Here is a 14,359-nt window from a genome sequence, read left to right as displayed (position 1 = left end):
TGTCGGGGCGAAACGCTTGCCACGCTACAGGCAAAAGAGCCGCAAGCTCTGCGGGTTTAGGGGTGATAGCCCGGGCACTCGCGCAGTAATCCCGGCACGGATGGGGCAATCAGCCTGGGGGCCCATCCGGCGCTGACGACAATGATCCGGCAACGGCGCGCGCGGCGACAGAAGCAGACGCCGCAAAATTTCGCGCAGCAGATCGAACAAGGCGCCGCGCCGGCGCTTTTCATTTGCGCACCGCCGTAAGACAATGCGGCTTCGCTGCGGGCCGCCGAGCGCGGCCCCGCCTCCGCCCGCCTTGCCGCCCCACGCTGCGGCAGACCACGAACGCCGATGAAACGATACGAACGCCTCGCGCGAGGGATGGCCGACGAGATCCGCGCGGGCCACATCGCCGCCGGCTCGCGGATGCCGTCGCTGCGCCAGGTCATCGCACAGCACGGCGTGAGCCAGTCCACCGCGACCCGCGCGTACCACCTGCTCGAACAGTGGGGCCTCGTGCGCGCCGAGGAACGCTCCGGCTACTTCGCCGCGCCGCCCGCCGCCGCCGTCGAGAAACCGGCCGGCCGCCGCGCCGCGCCCGCCGCGTCGAGCACGGTCGACATCAGCGACCTCGTGTTCTCGGTGCTCGACGCCGCGAAGCGGCCCGGCATCGTGCCGCTCGGCTCCGCGTTTCCGTCGCCGCAACTGTTCCCGCTCGCGCGGCTCGCGAAGTCGCTCGGCCAGGCCGCGCGGATCGTGAGCCCATGGAACACCGTCGTCGATCTGCCGCCCGGCAACGAGAACCTGCGGCGGCAGATCGCGCTGCGCTACATGCGGATCGGCGTGCCGCAGCCGCCGGACGGCATCGTCGTCACCGACGGCGCACTGGAGGCGCTGAACCTGTGCCTGATGGCGGTCACGCGGCCGGGCGACGTCGTCGCGGTCGAGTCGCCGGGCTTCTATGCGGCGTTGCAGGCGATCGAGCGGCTCGACCTGCGCGCGGTCGAGATTCCAGTCGATACGGCGACCGGCCTCGACCTCGACGCGCTCGCGGACGCGCTCGCGACGCATCCGGTCCGCGCGTGCTGGTTCATGACGAACTATCAGAATCCGACCGGCGTCACGCTGTCCGACGAGAAAAAGAAGGCGCTGGTCGAACTGCTCGCGAAACACGAAGTCCCGCTGATCGAGGACGACGTGTACGGCGAACTGCACTATCGCGCGGACTATCCGCTGCCCGCGCTCGCCTACGACCGGCACGGCCTCGTGATGCACTGCGGGTCGTTCTCGAAGACGCTCGCGCCCGGCTACCGGATCGGCTGGACGAGCGCGGGCCGCTTCGCGGATCGCGTGCGGCGGCTGAAGCTGATGACGACGCTGTCCGCGAGCATCCCGGTGCAGGCGGGCATCGCCGATTACCTGGAGCACGGCGGCTACGACCGGCATCTGAAGAAAATCCGCGCGGCGTTGCAGGCGCAGCAGCGCGCGATGGACGACGCGATCCGCCGCTGGCTGCCGGCCGGCACGCGCTGGACGCTGCCCGACGGCGGCTACTTTCTGTGGCTCGAATTCCCGCAGCCGGTCGATGCGATGGCGCTGCACCGGCTCGCAATCGAGCAGGGCATCAGCCTCGCGCCCGGCCCGATCTTCTCGGCCGCGCACGCGTTCCAGAACTGCATCCGGCTCAACTACGGCTATCCGTGGTCGCCGCGCGTGGACGACGCGGTGCGCACGCTCGGGCAGTTGCTCGCCGACCCGGCGGTACGGCTGCGCGCGTAAGCGGGCTTGCATCGTTCAAGCCGCTTCGATCGCGATCTTCGCCGCGACCGCCGCCGCACGCCACCGTATCTCGCCGCGCCTCGCCGCGCCTCGCGGCACCGCGAACTGCATCGCTTTTTTCCACGCGATCTGCTTCTTGCCGCGCTTCCCCGCGCGCACTAATGTCGTTGCTCGCCCGGCGCGCCGGCGCGCTCCCCGGGACCGCGCCGCGCCGGTCATGGAAGCGCAACATCGGTAATCCATGTATCAATACAACGAATTCGACAAGGCGTTCGTGCATAACCGGGCCGCGCAGTTCCGCGACCAGATCGAACGCTGGCAGGACGGCCGGCTGAGCGAGGACGAGTTCCGTCCGCTGCGGCTGCAGAACGGCTGGTACGTGCAGCGGCACGCGCCGATGCTGCGCGTCGCGGTGCCGTACGGCGAACTGTCGAGCGCGCAGTTGCGCGTGCTGGCGCGCGTCGCGCGCGAGTACGACGAGCCCGAGGCCGACGTGTATCGCCGCGCGCTCGACGCGCAGCGCAAGCTCGGCACCGTGCGGCTGCCGACGCATCACGCGCACTTCACGACGCGCACCAACGTGCAGTTCAACTGGATTCCGCTGTCGAAGGCGGCCGACGTGATGGACCTGCTCGCGACCGTCGACATGCACGGCATCCAGACGAGCGGCAACTGCATCCGCAACATCTCGTGCGACGAACGCGCGGGCGTCGCGCCGGACGAGATCGCGGACCCGCGCCCGTTCGCGGAAATCATGCGGCAGTGGACGACGCTGCATCCCGAATTCGCGTTCCTGCCGCGCAAGTTCAAGATCGCGGTGACCGGCGCGAGCGACGACCGCGCGGCCACCGAATGGCACGACGTCGGGCTGCGCCTGCTGCGCGACGGCAACGGCGAACTGGGCTTTCGCGTGACGGCGGGCGGCGGGATGGGCCGCACGCCGGTGATCGGCGCCGTGCTGCGCGAATTCCTGCCGTGGCGGCACATCATGAACTACATCGAGGCCGTGGTGCGCGTGTACAACCAGTACGGCCGCCGCGACAACAAGTACAAGGCGCGGATCAAGATTCTCGTGAAGGCCGAGGGGCAGCGTTTCATCGACGAGGTGGAAGAGGAGTTCCGGCAGATCGTCGAATTCGACGGCGGCCCGCACACGATTCCGCAGGCCGAGTTCGACCGCGTGAGCGCGTATTTCGTGACGCCCGCGCAGGCGAAGGCGGGCCGCGCGCCGGACCCGCAGGCCGCGTCGAAGCTCGCAGCGGCCGCCGCGCGGACGCCGCAGCTGCAACGCTGGCTCGCGCGCAACGTCGCGCCGCATCGCGACCCGTCGATGCGGATCGTCACGCTGTCGTTCAAGCGGCCGTTGCAGGCGCCCGGCGACGCGTCGGCCGATCAGCTCGAACGCGTCGCGGACCTCGTGGACCGCTTCTCCGCATCCGAGGCGCGCGTCACGCATACGCAGAACATCGTGCTGCCGTGGGTGCACGCGGACGACCTGCTGCCGCTGTGGCAAGCCGCGCGCGACATGGGGCTCGCGAGCGCGAACGTGCATCTGCTGACCGACATGATCGCGTGTCCCGGCGGCGACTTCTGCGCGCTCGCGAACGCGCGCTCGCTGCCGGTCGCGCAGGCGATCACCGAGCGTTACCAGGACCTCGACGAACTCGAAGACATCGGCGAGATCGACCTGCACATCAGCGGCTGCATCAACTCGTGCGGCCATCATCACAGCGGGCATATCGGCGTGCTCGGCGTCGACAAGGACGGCGCGGAGTGGTACCAGGTGACGCTCGGCGGCTCCGACGGCTCCGCGCGCAGCGGCGACGCGCAGCCGGGCCGCGTGATCGGGCCGTCGTTCTCCGCGCACGAAGTACCGGACGTGATCGACGCGGTGCTGACGACCTACGCGTCGCTGCGCGCAAGCCATGGCGACCGCGACGGCGCGCAGCGCGAGTCGTTCATCGACACCGTGCGGCGCGTCGGCCTCGATCCGTTCAAGGCGGCCGCGAACGCGGTCCGCTCGACCGTGGAGCACCCAGCATGAACCGCGCCCCTGCCCTGCGCCTGTTGACGGCCGCCGAACATGCGGCCGACGCGAACGCGTCGGTGCTCGTGCTGCCGAACGACGCCGATCCGCTCGAACATCACGACGCGATTGCGAACGCCGCGCGCATCGAGCTGCATTTCCCGCAGTTCACCGACGGCCGCGCATATAGCCAGGCGTATCTGATCCGCCGGCGGCTGCGCTTCGCGGGCGACCTGCGCGCGACCGGCGACGTGCTCGCGGACCAGTTGATCCAGATGGAGCGCACCGGCTTTTCGAGCGCGGTGCTGAAGGAAGGCGTCGCGCTCGACGACGCGCAGCGCCAGCTCGACCGGTTCCCCGCGTTTTATCAGGGCGACGTCGCGCACGATGCGCCGTATCGGAAGGCGCTGGCCGCGGATACCGCGAAGTAGGCCGCGCGCTTTCCGTTCGCAGGCCGGCGGCGCGGGCTGTCGCGTCGCCGGCCCGCGCATGATTCTCCGTTTGCGATCTCAATGCGGGGCGGGCTTGCGAAAAGCACGCGCGGCCTCCCTGCATACATGCCTCGTCCACGCCGTCGCACACGCCAAGGCGCAACGCCTTTTCGCCACTTCGCCGCGTTCCCCCCGTTCCCCCCGATACCCGCGCCCGACCGCGCTTGTTATAATCGTGTCACTTCCTCGACAGAAACATAACGCCGGTCATTCCCGCGCCCCGCCCCATGCTCAAACCCGACCGGTTGCGCGTCCTCGCCGATGCGCTCGCCCGCCAGAACGTGCTACGGCTGCGCGATGCCGCCGGGCTGCTCGGCGTGTCGGAGATGACGGTGCGGCGCGACATCGCCGCGAGCCCCGAGCAGTTCACCTATCTCGGCGGCTACATCGTGCGCGCGGCCGACGTGCCGAACAACAGCGGCTACTCGCTCGAACAGGAACAGGATCACTTCGCGCCGGCCAAGGCGCAGGCGTCGGCCGTCGCCGCCCGACTGATCGCCGGCGACGAGACGCTGTTCATCGACTGCGGCACCACGCTCACGGTGCTCGCGCGGCTGATCCCGGACGACCTGCACGTGACCGTCGTCTGCTATTCGCTGAACATCGCGGAGATCCTGCGGCGCAAGCCGAACGTGCGGATGATCCTGCTCGGCGGCGTGTACATGCCGTCGTCGGACTCGTTCGCGGGCGACGAGAGCGTCGAGGTGCTGAAGCGGATGGGCATCAACAAGGCGTTCATCTCGGCGGGCGGCGTGCATCCGACCCGCGGCGTCACCTGCTGGAACTTCCACGAAGTCGCGATCAAGCAGGCCGCGATGGCGAGCGCAGTCGAGCGTCACCTCGTCGTCGATGCGAGCAAGGAAGGCGCGGTGCGCGCGGTGCGCTTCTCGCAGGTCGACGACTTCGATTCGATCATCACCGAAGCGGGGCAGCAGCCGCGCGCGCGGCGCTGACTGCGTTGCCGCGCGCGGCGGCGGCAACGACCGCGGGACGCGACCGCGCTGCCCCATCGCCTCGCGGCGCTCACACGCCGTCAAGCATCGTCACGCATTGCGCCGCTGCCACGTTTGCAGCGTGCCGGCGAGCAGGATGAACGCGCCGATGATGACCTTCTGCCACGTGCTGGGCACGCCGACCAGGATCAGCACGTTGTTGATCAGCGTGACGAGCGCGACGCCGAGCAGCGTGCCGACCACGGTGCCGGTGCCGCCGGTGATGCGCGCGCCGCCGAGGATCACCGCCGCGATCACGTCGAGTTCCGAGCCGACCAGATCGAACGGATTCGCGAGCCGGTTGTTCGACACGTGCAGGATGCCCGCGATGCCGGCGAGCATCCCGGTATAACCGAACACGAACAGATGGATCGCGCGCAGGTTGTAGCCGAGGCGCTCCGCGATCGCGAGGCTGCCGCCCATCGCGTAGACGCCGCGCCCCATCATCGTGCGGTTCAGCAGCCACCACGTCACCAGCGCCGCGATCACCAGCGCGAGCACCGACACCGGCAGCACCGCGCGCAGCCCGTCCGCCGTGCGGTAGAAGAACAGCGGCACGCGCCCGAAGTGATCCATGCTGTGCGGGATGTTCATGAAGAACGTCGTGCCGACGAACGTCAGCAGGATGCCGCGATACAGATACAGCGTGCCGATCGTGACGATCAGCGAAGGCGCCTTCAGCCGGTGCACGAGCAGGCCGTTCACGAGACCGAGCAGCACGCCGCCCGCCGCGCCCGCGACGAGGATCAGCACGAACGGCGCGTCGGGCCACCACGCGAACACGAACTTCGTGATCGTGTACATCGTGAGCGCGGCGATCGCGGTGAACGACACGTCGATGCCGCCGGACGCGAGCACGACCAGCGTGCCGAGCGCGAACAGCGACACGGTGGTGCCCGAATGCAGCAGGTCGAACAGCGTCGCGAACTGGAAGAAGCGCGGATTGATCGAGCCGACGATCGCGCAGGTCGCGACGATCAGCGCGACGGTGAACCATTCGGGATTGCGCGCGAGCCTCGCGCGCCAGCCGCCCGCGCGCACGTCGGGCACGACCTCGTTGACGGCGGACGGCCCGGCCTCGCGCACGCGGCGGTCGAGCGGTGACGGAACACTGGAAGGCATGGTCAGGCGGCCTCCGACAAGAGGGCGTGATACAGGTCCGCTTCCTGCAACTGGTCGGCGCGGTACTCGGCGGCAATGCGCCCCTTCTTCATCAGCAGGATGCGGTCGCAGTTCTGCAGCAGTTCGGGCAGGTCGTCGCTGATGATGATCGTCGCGATGCCCGCCAGCGCGAGGCGCTGCATGATCCGGTAGATGATGTCCTTCGAGCCGACGTCGACGCCGACGGTCGGTCCGTGCAGGATCAGCACGCGCGGCTCGATCGCGAGCCAGCGGCCGATCAGCACGCGCTGCTGGTTGCCGCCGGACAGCGACTGCACCGGCCGCTCGACGTCGGGCGTCGCGATCTGCAGGTCGCGGACGATCTCCCGCGCGAGCCGGTCCGCCCGCGCGCGGTCGATGCTGCCGAAGCGGCCGCGCAGCGCCGGAATCATCGCGGTAATCACGTTGTCGCGGATCGGCTTGTCGAGAAAGAGCCCTTCGTTCAGCCGGTCCTCCGGCACGTAGCCGATCCGGTGGCGCGTCGCGTCGGCCGGCGAAGCCACCTTCACCGGCTGGCCGTCGAGCAGGATCTCGCCGGCCTGCGCGGGCGCGACGCCGGCGAGCGCGCGCGCCAGTTCGTTGCGGCCCGAGTCGAGCAGGCCGGTGATGCCGAGTATCTCGCCGGCCGCGAGCGTGAACGACACGTCCGCGAACTGCCCTGCGCGCGCGAGGCCGCGCGCCTCCAGCACGACGTCGTGGCCCGCGCCGCCTTCGCGATACCGTTCGTTCGACAGCAGCCGGCCCGTCATCAACTCGCTGATCTGCGCTTTCGTGAAGTCGCCGATCGGCCCCTGCGCGACCTTCTGGCCGTCGCGCAGCACGATCACCTCGCCGCCGATCGCATAACACTCGTCGAGCTTGTGGCTGACGAACAGCACGGTCACGCCCTGTGCGCGCAGGTTCGCAAGCACCGCGATCAGGTTGTCCACTTCCTTCTGCGTGAGCGACGTCGTCGGCTCGTCCATGATGACGAACTTCGCTTCGCTCGCGATCGCGCGCGCGATCGCGACCAGTTGGCGCGTCGCGAGCGGCAACTGTTCGACGAGCGTCGCCTGGAACGCCGGGTCGCCGGGCAGGCCGACCGCTTCGAGCGCGCGCGCCGCGGTGCGCGCGAGCGCGCGGCGGTCGAACGTGCGCGCGAGCTTGCCGCCGTGCGCGGCGAGTTCGCCGGTCAGCGCGACGTTTTCCGCGACGCTCATGTTCGGCAGCAGCGACAGGTCCTGATAGACCGTCTCGATGCCGGCCGCGAGCGCCTCCAGCGCGCCGAGCCGCGCGTGGCTCACGCCCTCGACGATCAGCTCGCCTTCGTCGGGCGGCTGCGCGCCCGAGATGATCTTGATGAGCGTGCTCTTGCCGCAGCCGTTCTCGCCGAGCAGGTGATAGATCTGCCCGCGCCCGAACGAAAGGCTCACGCCGCGCAGCGCATGCACGCCGGTGAAGCGTTTGTGAATGCCGACCACCTGCAGGAAGGGGCCGGCCGATGCCACCTGATTCATGATCGCTTGCCCTGTCGGCGCGCGGCGCGGCGGCGGCGCGGGCCGAACGGCGCCCGCGCCGCCTTCGCGCGCGCTTAGAACGGATACTGCCTGTAGTTCGACTTGTCGACGTTCACCCAGCCCTGGCCGCGCACGATGATGCCCTTGCCCGGCCCCTTCGTGACCGTGACCTTCGTGTAGCCCGGAATGCCGAGATCGTCGCCGTCCTTCACGGTCTTGCCGTCGATCAGCATCTTCGCGATCTTGTTCATCGCGATGCCGGCCTCCTTCGGGTCCCAGAACGCAATGCCGTTGATCGCGCCGCTTTCGAGGAACTTGGCGGCCTCGGTCGGCAGGCCGGTGCCGTACACGCAGATCTTGCCCTGCTGGCCCGCCTCCTCGACCGCGCGGCCGATGCCGATCACGTCGAGCGACGACGAGCCCTGGAAACCCTTCAGGTCCGGATGCTTGCGCAGCACCTCCTTCGCGACCTCGTACGCGCGCTCGCCGTCGTTGTTGGTTTCGAGCTTCGGCTCGACCAGCTGCATCTTCGGATACTTCGCCTTCGCGTTCTGGATGCCGCCGTCCGCCCACTGCACCTGCGAGCGGCTGCCGAGCGAGCCGACCAGCGCCACCCACTTGCCGTCGCCGTGCATGCAGCTCGCGAGCCGCTCGTTCAGGCCCGCGCCGTACGCGGTGTTGTCGAACGCCTCGATGTCGACCATCGTGTTCTTCGCGTTGTCGGCCTCGTGCGTGACGACCTTGATGCCGCGGTCCATCGCCTTCTTCAGCGCCGGTTCGAGCGTCGGCGGATCGTACGGCACGACCGCGATCGCATTGACCTTTTTCGCGATCAGGTCCTCGATGATCTTCAGCTGCTGCGCGGCGTCCGCCTGGCCGGGGCCGGTCTGGTACGCGGTCACGCCGGGGTTGTCCTTCGCGAACTGCTTCACGCCGTCGTCCATCCGGTTGAACCAGTTGATGCCCGTCACCTTGACCACCGTGACGATCGTCTGGTTGTCGGCCGCGTACGCGGCGCCGATGCCCGCCGCGGCCAGCGCGCCCGCCGCGATCGCTGCGCAGATCCGATTCCGTTTCATGCGTTGTCTCCGTTATGGTTCGTCGATGGACGCGCGCGTCGCCGCGCCGCCCCGTTGCTTCGTCACTGCCCGCACGTTTTGCGCGTTTTGCGCGTTTTGCGCGTTTTGCGCGTTTTGCGCGTTTTGCTCGTTTTGCTCGTTTTGCTCGTTTCGCACCGTCCTCCGCCGCCGCGACGCACGCCTTCGCCGCGAGCCGTTACACCGCACCACCGCTTGCACCGTCGCTTGCACCGCCGCTTTACACCGACTGCTTCCGCTTCCCATCCTTCATGCCGCCAGCCGACCCGCAGCGCGCGGCCAACGCACTACCGCGCCCGCTCGCCGCCCGCCCGCGCGAACCCGAAGATCCCGCGCAGCCGCTCGCCGCCGCCGAACGCGAGCGACGCGAGCAGCAGCGCGCCCCACACGCAGTTGCCGAAGAACTGCGACACGCCGAGCAGGTTGAACAGGCTCGACAGCAGCTGCAGCACGGTCGCCGCGAAGAACACGCAGACGATGCGCCCGTAACCGCCGGACGGATTCACGCCGCCCATCACCGCGATCAGGATCGCGATCAGCAGATACGAGTTGCCGTAGTCCCACTTCGCGCTGAGCGTGTGCGTGACGCTGATGAGCCCCGCGAGCGACGCGAGCAGGCCGCAGGCGGTGTACGTGAGGATCAGCATCCGCGCGCGCGGAATGCCCGCGTAGAACGCGGCTTTCGGATTCGTGCCCATCAGATAGAGGCGCAGCCCGAACGCGCTGCGCGACAGCACCCAGCCGAGCACGACGAGCGCGGCGACGAAGATCACGAACGAGATCGGCACCTGCCAGACGGTGCCGTTGCCGATGTCGGACAGCGGATCGACGTAATCGACGTGCACCGACGCGCCGTTGCTGATGCCGACCGCGAGCCCCGTGAACAGCAGTTGCGTGCCGAGCGTGCAGAGGATCGGCGTGAGCCGCAGCCGCGCGATGATGACGCCGTTCAGCAGCCCGCCCGCGAGCCCCATCGCGACGACGATCGCGCAGAACAGCGCGGTGTACAGCGCCGGCGAGTCGTCGCCGCTCACGAACTGCGGCACGACCAGCGCGGCGACCATGCCGGACAGGTTCGCGAGCCCGACGCCGGACAGGTCGATCCCGCCGTTGCCGGAGATCATCGACAGCATGATGCCGAGCGCGAGCAGCCCGAGTTCGGGCAGCTGCCCGCCCATCGACTGAAGGTTGTCGATGCCGACGAACTGGCCGCGCGACAGCGCGGTCGCCGCCAGCACGACCAGCACGTTCACCGCGACCAGGAAGGTCAACTGGCGGTCCGCGAAAACACGTGTCGTCCATGACTTCATCGCACGATCCTCTGCTTTCCGTTGCTGCGAAACGCGGGGCGCGCTGCCTCGCGTCGGGTTGTCTGCTGGGGCCGGCTGCCCCGCCCGTGGCTACTGCGACGCGGCGGCGAGCGCCGGGCCGGCCGCGTCGAGCAGCGCGCGGATCTCGCCGAGCGTCGGCATCGACGGCGCGGTGCCGGGCCGCGTGACCGACAGCCCCGCGAGCGCGCAGCCGAAGCGCACCGCCGCCTGCGGGTCCATCCCGCGCGCGAGCGCCGCCGCGAAACCGCCGGTGAAGCCGTCGCCCGCGCCGGCCGTTTCGACCACGCGACCGCAGCGGAACGCCGGCACCAGCACCGACTGGTTCGGGCCGTGCAGCAGCGCGCCGTGTTCGCCGAGCGTGACGATCGCGGTGCCGACGCCCTTCTTCAGCAGCGCGTCGCCCGCGCGGCGCGCGCTCGCGACGTCGTCGACGCGTTCGCCGGTCAGCGCCGCCGCCTCGGTTTCGTTCGGCGTGATGTAGTCGCACAGCGGGAAGATGGCGTCGTCGAGCGGCAGCGCGGGCGCCGGATTGAACACGGTCGTCACGCGATGGCGGCGCGCCGTTTCGAGTCCGCGCCGCGCCGCGTCGACCGGTTGTTCGAGCTGCGTGACGAACACCTGCGCGGCCGCGATGTCGTCCTCGATCGCCTCGATGTCGGACGGCCCGAGCGTGCCCGCCGCGCCGGCGACGACGATGATCGCGTTCTGCCCGGTGGTGTCGTCCACGAAGATGTGCGCGGCGCCGGTCGCGACGCCATCGGCCACGCCCGCGCGCGCGGTGATGCCCTCGGCCGCCCACGTGGCGCGCGCGATCGCGCCGAACTCGTCGTTGCCGACGCGCGTGCAGAACACGACCTCCGCGCCGGCGCGCGCGGCCGCGACCGCCTGGTTCGAGCCCTTGCCGCCCGGCCCCATCCGGAACGCGGAGCCGCCGATCGTCTCGCCGGGCAGCGGCATGCGCGCCGCGCGAAACGTCAGGTCCGTCACGTAGATGCCGAGGATCACGACGCGGCCGCCCTGGTTCGCACCGCCGCCGTCATGGGACAGCGGCGCGCTCATGGCCGCGCCCCGCGCGGCGCGTCCGCCGCGAGCAGCACGCCCTTCCTGAACACGAAGCAGCCGTAGCCGCGTTCCTCGCCGGTCGCGATCACGCAGTAGGCCTTGCGCGCGAGATCGTAGAACGCGAAACGTTCGACCGAACCGAACGGCACGCTGCGCCCCTCGGCCGCGTTCACTTCGTGCTGCGCCTCCTGCTGCACGGCGGGCAGCGTGTGCGGCTCGCCGACCACCTCCATGCGCAGCGCCGGATGCTCGACGAAACTGTCGAGCGGCAGCAGCGACAGCACCGCGCGCACCGCACGCGGCGCGTCCACGCCGTCGATCCGCAGCACGCGGCCGAGCGCGGTCTGACGCGCGACCGAATCGGCCGGAAAGTTCGCGTCGCAGATCACCAGATCGTCGCCGTGTCCCATCGACGCAAGCGCGTGCAGCACATCGGCATTCAACAGCGGGTCCAGATTCTTCAGCACGGTGTCTCCTCCCTGTCAGTGTCCGTCCGCCGCAGCCCGTTCAGGGTCTGCGCAGGGCCTCTTCAGTCTCCATACGGAATCCATATGTTTTTCGTCTGCACCGCCTCGCGCAGCCACGCGCGGCCTTCGCACGCGCGGTCGAACCAGTCGAAGCGCCGGCCGTGGCCGACGAACGTGCGCTTCAGGTTGCCGACCGACTCGCGCTCGGCGAGCGCCGCTTCGTCCGCCGTGCCGAAGCACCACAGCGCGTCGACGTCGTCGTGCTTCGCGAGCGCCGCGACGAGCGCCGCGCGCTCGCCGGTCACGACGTTCAGCACGCCGGCCGGCACGTCGGACGTCTCGACGACCTGGTACAGATCGGTCGCGGCAAGCGGCATCGCTCCCGGCGCCACGACCACGCGGTTGCCCATCGCGAGCGCCGGCGCAACGAGCGACACCAGCGCGAGCAGCGGCGCGTCGTCCGGACACGCGATGCCGATCACGCCGAGCGGCTCGTGCATCGCGAGCGCGACGCCGCGCAGCGGCGGCGCATGCACCGCGCCGTCGAACTTGTCGGCCCACGCGGCGTACGTGAAGAGCCGCGCGACCGCCGCGTCCACCTCGGCGCGCGCGGCCGCGTCGGTCGAGCCGCTGCGCAGCGTCGCCTGATGCGCGAATTCGTCGGCGCGGATCGACAGGTTCTCCGCGAGGTAATACAGCACCTGCGCGCGGTTGTGCGCGCTCGCGGCCGACCAGCCCGCCGCCGCGCGCGCGGCCGCGACCGCGTTGCGAACGTCCTTGCGGTTGCCCGCGCCGACCTCGCCGACGACGCGCCCGTCCGGCGCATGCACCGGCAGGTAATAACCGCTGTCCGGCCGCACCTGTCTGCCGCCGACGAACAGCTTCGCGGTGCGATCGACCGGCGCGCGTGGCGGTTGTGACGATGGCGACGGCAACGCGGTATCGCGCTCCGCGGCGGGCGACGCATCGCGACGCCCGTCGAATCTAAGCCATCCGCGCGGTTGCAGATATTCGTAAATCCCCTCCCGCCCGCCTTCGCGGCCGTAACCCGATTCGCGATAGCCGCCGAAACCGACGGCCGCGTCGAACAGGTTGGTCGCGTTGATCCACACGACGCCGCACGCGAGGCGCGGCGCGATGTCGAGCGCGCGCCCGATCGTCTCGGTCCACACGCTCGCGGCGAGCCCGTAGCGCGTGTTGTTGGCGAGCGCGACCGCGTCGTCCGGCGTGCGGAAGCTCATCGACACCAGCACCGGCCCGAAGATTTCCTCCTGCGCGAGCAGCGACGCGGGACCGACGCCGGTCACGAGCGTCGGCGGGTAATAACAGCCGCCGTCCGGCAGCGCGACCTGCGGCGGCTGCCACACGTCCGCGCCTTCGTCGCGGCCGCGCTGCATCAGCGAACGGATGCGCTCAAGCTGCACCGGATCGACGATCGCGCCGAGGTCGATGCCCTTGTCGAGCGAGCGGCCGACGCGCAGCGTCGTCATCCGCCGCCGCAGCTTGTCGAGGAAACGCGCTTCGACGCCCTCCTGCACGAGCAGACGCGAACCCGCGCAGCACACCTGCCCCTGGTTGAACCAGATCGCGTCGACCACGCCTTCGACCGCGCCGTCGAGGTCCGCGTCGTCGAACACGATGAACGGCGACTTGCCGCCGAGTTCGAGCGTCAGCGATTTGCCGGTGCCGGCCGTCGCCGCGCGGATCGACCGGCCCACTTCGGTCGAGCCGGTGAACGCGATCTTGTCGACGTCCGCGTGCGCGACGAGCGCCGCGCCCGTGCGGCCGTCGCCGGTCACGACGTTCAGCACGCCCGGCGGCAGGCCCGCTTCGTGCGCGAGTTCCGCGAACAGCAGCGCGGTGAGCGGCGTGTATTCGGCCGGCTTCAGCACGACGCAGTTGCCGGTCGCGAGCGCGGGCGCGATTTTCCACGCGAGCATCAGGAGCGGAAAATTCCACGGCACGATCTGGCCGATCACCCCCAGCGGCGCATAGTCCGCGAACTCGGCTTCCTGCAGCTGCGCCCAGCCCGCGTGATGCAGGAAGTGGCGCGCGACGAGCGGCACGTCGAGGTCGCGCGTCTCGCGGATCGGCTTGCCGTTGTCGAGCGCCTCCAGCACCGCGAACAGCCGGCTGTGCCGCTGCACCATCCGCGCGAGCGCATACAGGTGGCGCGCGCGGGCCGCGCCGCCGGCCGCCGCCCACGCGGGCTGCGCCGCGCGCGCGGCGCGCACCGCGGCGTCGACGTCGGCGTCGCCGCCCTGCGCGACACGCGCGAGCCGCGCGCCGGTCGCGGGCTCGCGCGTGTCGAACGTGTCGCCCGCCTGCGCCGCGCGCCACGCGCCGCCGACGAAGTGGCCGAAGCCGTCCGCGTGCCGCGCGAGCCATGCGCGCGCCGGCTGGTCGTCCTCGGGCGCGGGGCCGTAGTCCATCGATGCAAAGTACTCCGCTACGCTGTGGTTCATGGATGTG

General features: G+C 70.1%; 12 protein-coding genes. 4 read left to right on the top strand and 8 right to left on the bottom strand.

The window, feature by feature from the left end; translation table 11 throughout:
- The first annotated feature begins 336 nt into the window (after window positions 1-336).
- Window positions 337-1,764: an aminotransferase-like domain-containing protein gene (locus BLV92_RS28205; RefSeq protein ID WP_090552034.1), complete on the top strand. Its 1,428-nt coding sequence runs from the start codon at window positions 337-339 to the stop codon at window positions 1,762-1,764.
- A 15-nt stretch (window positions 1,765-1,779) separates the two neighbouring features.
- Here BLV92_RS28205 and BLV92_RS31875 read toward each other — a convergent pair whose 3' ends face one another.
- Window positions 1,780-1,983 (bottom strand): hypothetical protein, encoded by a 204-nt coding sequence (locus tag BLV92_RS31875; RefSeq protein ID WP_143040746.1) that lies wholly within the window; start codon window positions 1,981-1,983, stop codon window positions 1,780-1,782.
- 22 nt (window positions 1,984-2,005) lie between these two features.
- Here BLV92_RS31875 and BLV92_RS28200 point away from each other — a divergent pair, with 22 nt between their 5' ends.
- From BLV92_RS28200 to BLV92_RS28190, 3 genes are all read left to right on the top strand, one after another.
- Entirely contained in the window at window positions 2,006-3,808 is a 1,803-nt protein-coding gene (locus tag BLV92_RS28200; protein WP_090552033.1) for a nitrite/sulfite reductase, read from the top strand.
- Window positions 3,805-4,221 (top strand): DUF934 domain-containing protein, encoded by a 417-nt coding sequence (locus BLV92_RS28195; RefSeq protein WP_090552031.1) that lies wholly within the window; start codon window positions 3,805-3,807, stop codon window positions 4,219-4,221. The genes BLV92_RS28200 and BLV92_RS28195 overlap by 4 nt, the downstream gene beginning before the upstream one ends.
- Window positions 4,222-4,508: 287 nt before the next feature.
- A complete protein-coding gene (locus BLV92_RS28190) occupies window positions 4,509-5,234 on the top strand; it encodes a DeoR/GlpR family DNA-binding transcription regulator (RefSeq protein ID WP_090552028.1) in 726 nt (241 codons plus the stop codon).
- 90 nt (window positions 5,235-5,324) lie between these two features.
- Here BLV92_RS28190 and BLV92_RS28185 read toward each other — a convergent pair whose 3' ends face one another.
- From BLV92_RS28185 to BLV92_RS28155, 7 genes are all read right to left on the bottom strand, one after another.
- Window positions 5,325-6,395 (bottom strand): ABC transporter permease, encoded by a 1,071-nt coding sequence (locus tag BLV92_RS28185; protein ID WP_090552026.1) that lies wholly within the window; start codon window positions 6,393-6,395, stop codon window positions 5,325-5,327.
- 2 nt (window positions 6,396-6,397) lie between these two features.
- Window positions 6,398-7,930: a sugar ABC transporter ATP-binding protein gene (locus tag BLV92_RS28180; protein ID WP_090552023.1), complete on the bottom strand. Its 1,533-nt coding sequence runs from the start codon at window positions 7,928-7,930 to the stop codon at window positions 6,398-6,400.
- A gap of 74 nt (window positions 7,931-8,004) precedes the next feature.
- Window positions 8,005-9,009 (bottom strand): autoinducer 2 ABC transporter substrate-binding protein, encoded by a 1,005-nt coding sequence (locus BLV92_RS28175; RefSeq protein WP_090552021.1) that lies wholly within the window; start codon window positions 9,007-9,009, stop codon window positions 8,005-8,007.
- A gap of 305 nt (window positions 9,010-9,314) precedes the next feature.
- The gene (locus tag BLV92_RS28170; protein ID WP_090552019.1) at window positions 9,315-10,337 is read right to left on the bottom strand and encodes an ABC transporter permease; all 1,023 of its coding nucleotides are present in this window, start codon (window positions 10,335-10,337) and stop codon (window positions 9,315-9,317) included.
- Window positions 10,338-10,427: 90 nt separating this feature from the next.
- Entirely contained in the window at window positions 10,428-11,417 is a 990-nt protein-coding gene (rbsK, locus tag BLV92_RS28165; protein ID WP_090552016.1) for a ribokinase, read from the bottom strand.
- Complete coding sequence (locus BLV92_RS28160) at window positions 11,414-11,887, bottom strand: RbsD/FucU family protein (protein WP_090552015.1); 474 nt, start codon at window positions 11,885-11,887, stop codon at window positions 11,414-11,416. Before BLV92_RS28160 ends, rbsK begins: the two co-directional genes overlap by 4 nt.
- A gap of 62 nt (window positions 11,888-11,949) precedes the next feature.
- Window positions 11,950-14,352 (bottom strand): aldehyde dehydrogenase family protein, encoded by a 2,403-nt coding sequence (locus BLV92_RS28155; protein WP_090552012.1) that lies wholly within the window; start codon window positions 14,350-14,352, stop codon window positions 11,950-11,952.
- Window positions 14,353-14,359 lie beyond the last annotated feature (7 nt).

The organism is Paraburkholderia caballeronis (genome assembly GCF_900104845.1).
GTDB classification, from domain to species: Bacteria; Pseudomonadota; Gammaproteobacteria; order Burkholderiales; family Burkholderiaceae; genus Paraburkholderia; species Paraburkholderia caballeronis.
This window is presented reverse-complemented; position numbering and strand designations above follow the sequence as displayed.

Coding starts and splice junctions, on each gene's coding strand:
- BLV92_RS28205 (WP_090552034.1), top strand. CDS start 337: ATGAAACGATACGAACGCCTCGCGCGAGGGATGGCCGACGAGATCCGC.
- BLV92_RS31875 (WP_143040746.1), bottom strand. CDS start 1,983: ATGACCGGCGCGGCGCGGTCCCGGGGAGCGCGCCGGCGCGCCGGGCGA.
- BLV92_RS28200 (WP_090552033.1), top strand. CDS start 2,006: ATGTATCAATACAACGAATTCGACAAGGCGTTCGTGCATAACCGGGCC.
- BLV92_RS28195 (WP_090552031.1), top strand. CDS start 3,805: ATGAACCGCGCCCCTGCCCTGCGCCTGTTGACGGCCGCCGAACATGCG.
- BLV92_RS28190 (WP_090552028.1), top strand. CDS start 4,509: ATGCTCAAACCCGACCGGTTGCGCGTCCTCGCCGATGCGCTCGCCCGC.
- BLV92_RS28185 (WP_090552026.1), bottom strand. CDS start 6,395: ATGCCTTCCAGTGTTCCGTCACCGCTCGACCGCCGCGTGCGCGAGGCC.
- BLV92_RS28180 (WP_090552023.1), bottom strand. CDS start 7,930: ATGAATCAGGTGGCATCGGCCGGCCCCTTCCTGCAGGTGGTCGGCATT.
- BLV92_RS28175 (WP_090552021.1), bottom strand. CDS start 9,009: ATGAAACGGAATCGGATCTGCGCAGCGATCGCGGCGGGCGCGCTGGCC.
- BLV92_RS28170 (WP_090552019.1), bottom strand. CDS start 10,337: ATGAAGTCATGGACGACACGTGTTTTCGCGGACCGCCAGTTGACCTTC.
- rbsK (WP_090552016.1), bottom strand. CDS start 11,417: ATGAGCGCGCCGCTGTCCCATGACGGCGGCGGTGCGAACCAGGGCGGC.
- BLV92_RS28155 (WP_090552012.1), bottom strand. CDS start 14,352: ATGAACCACAGCGTAGCGGAGTACTTTGCATCGATGGACTACGGCCCC.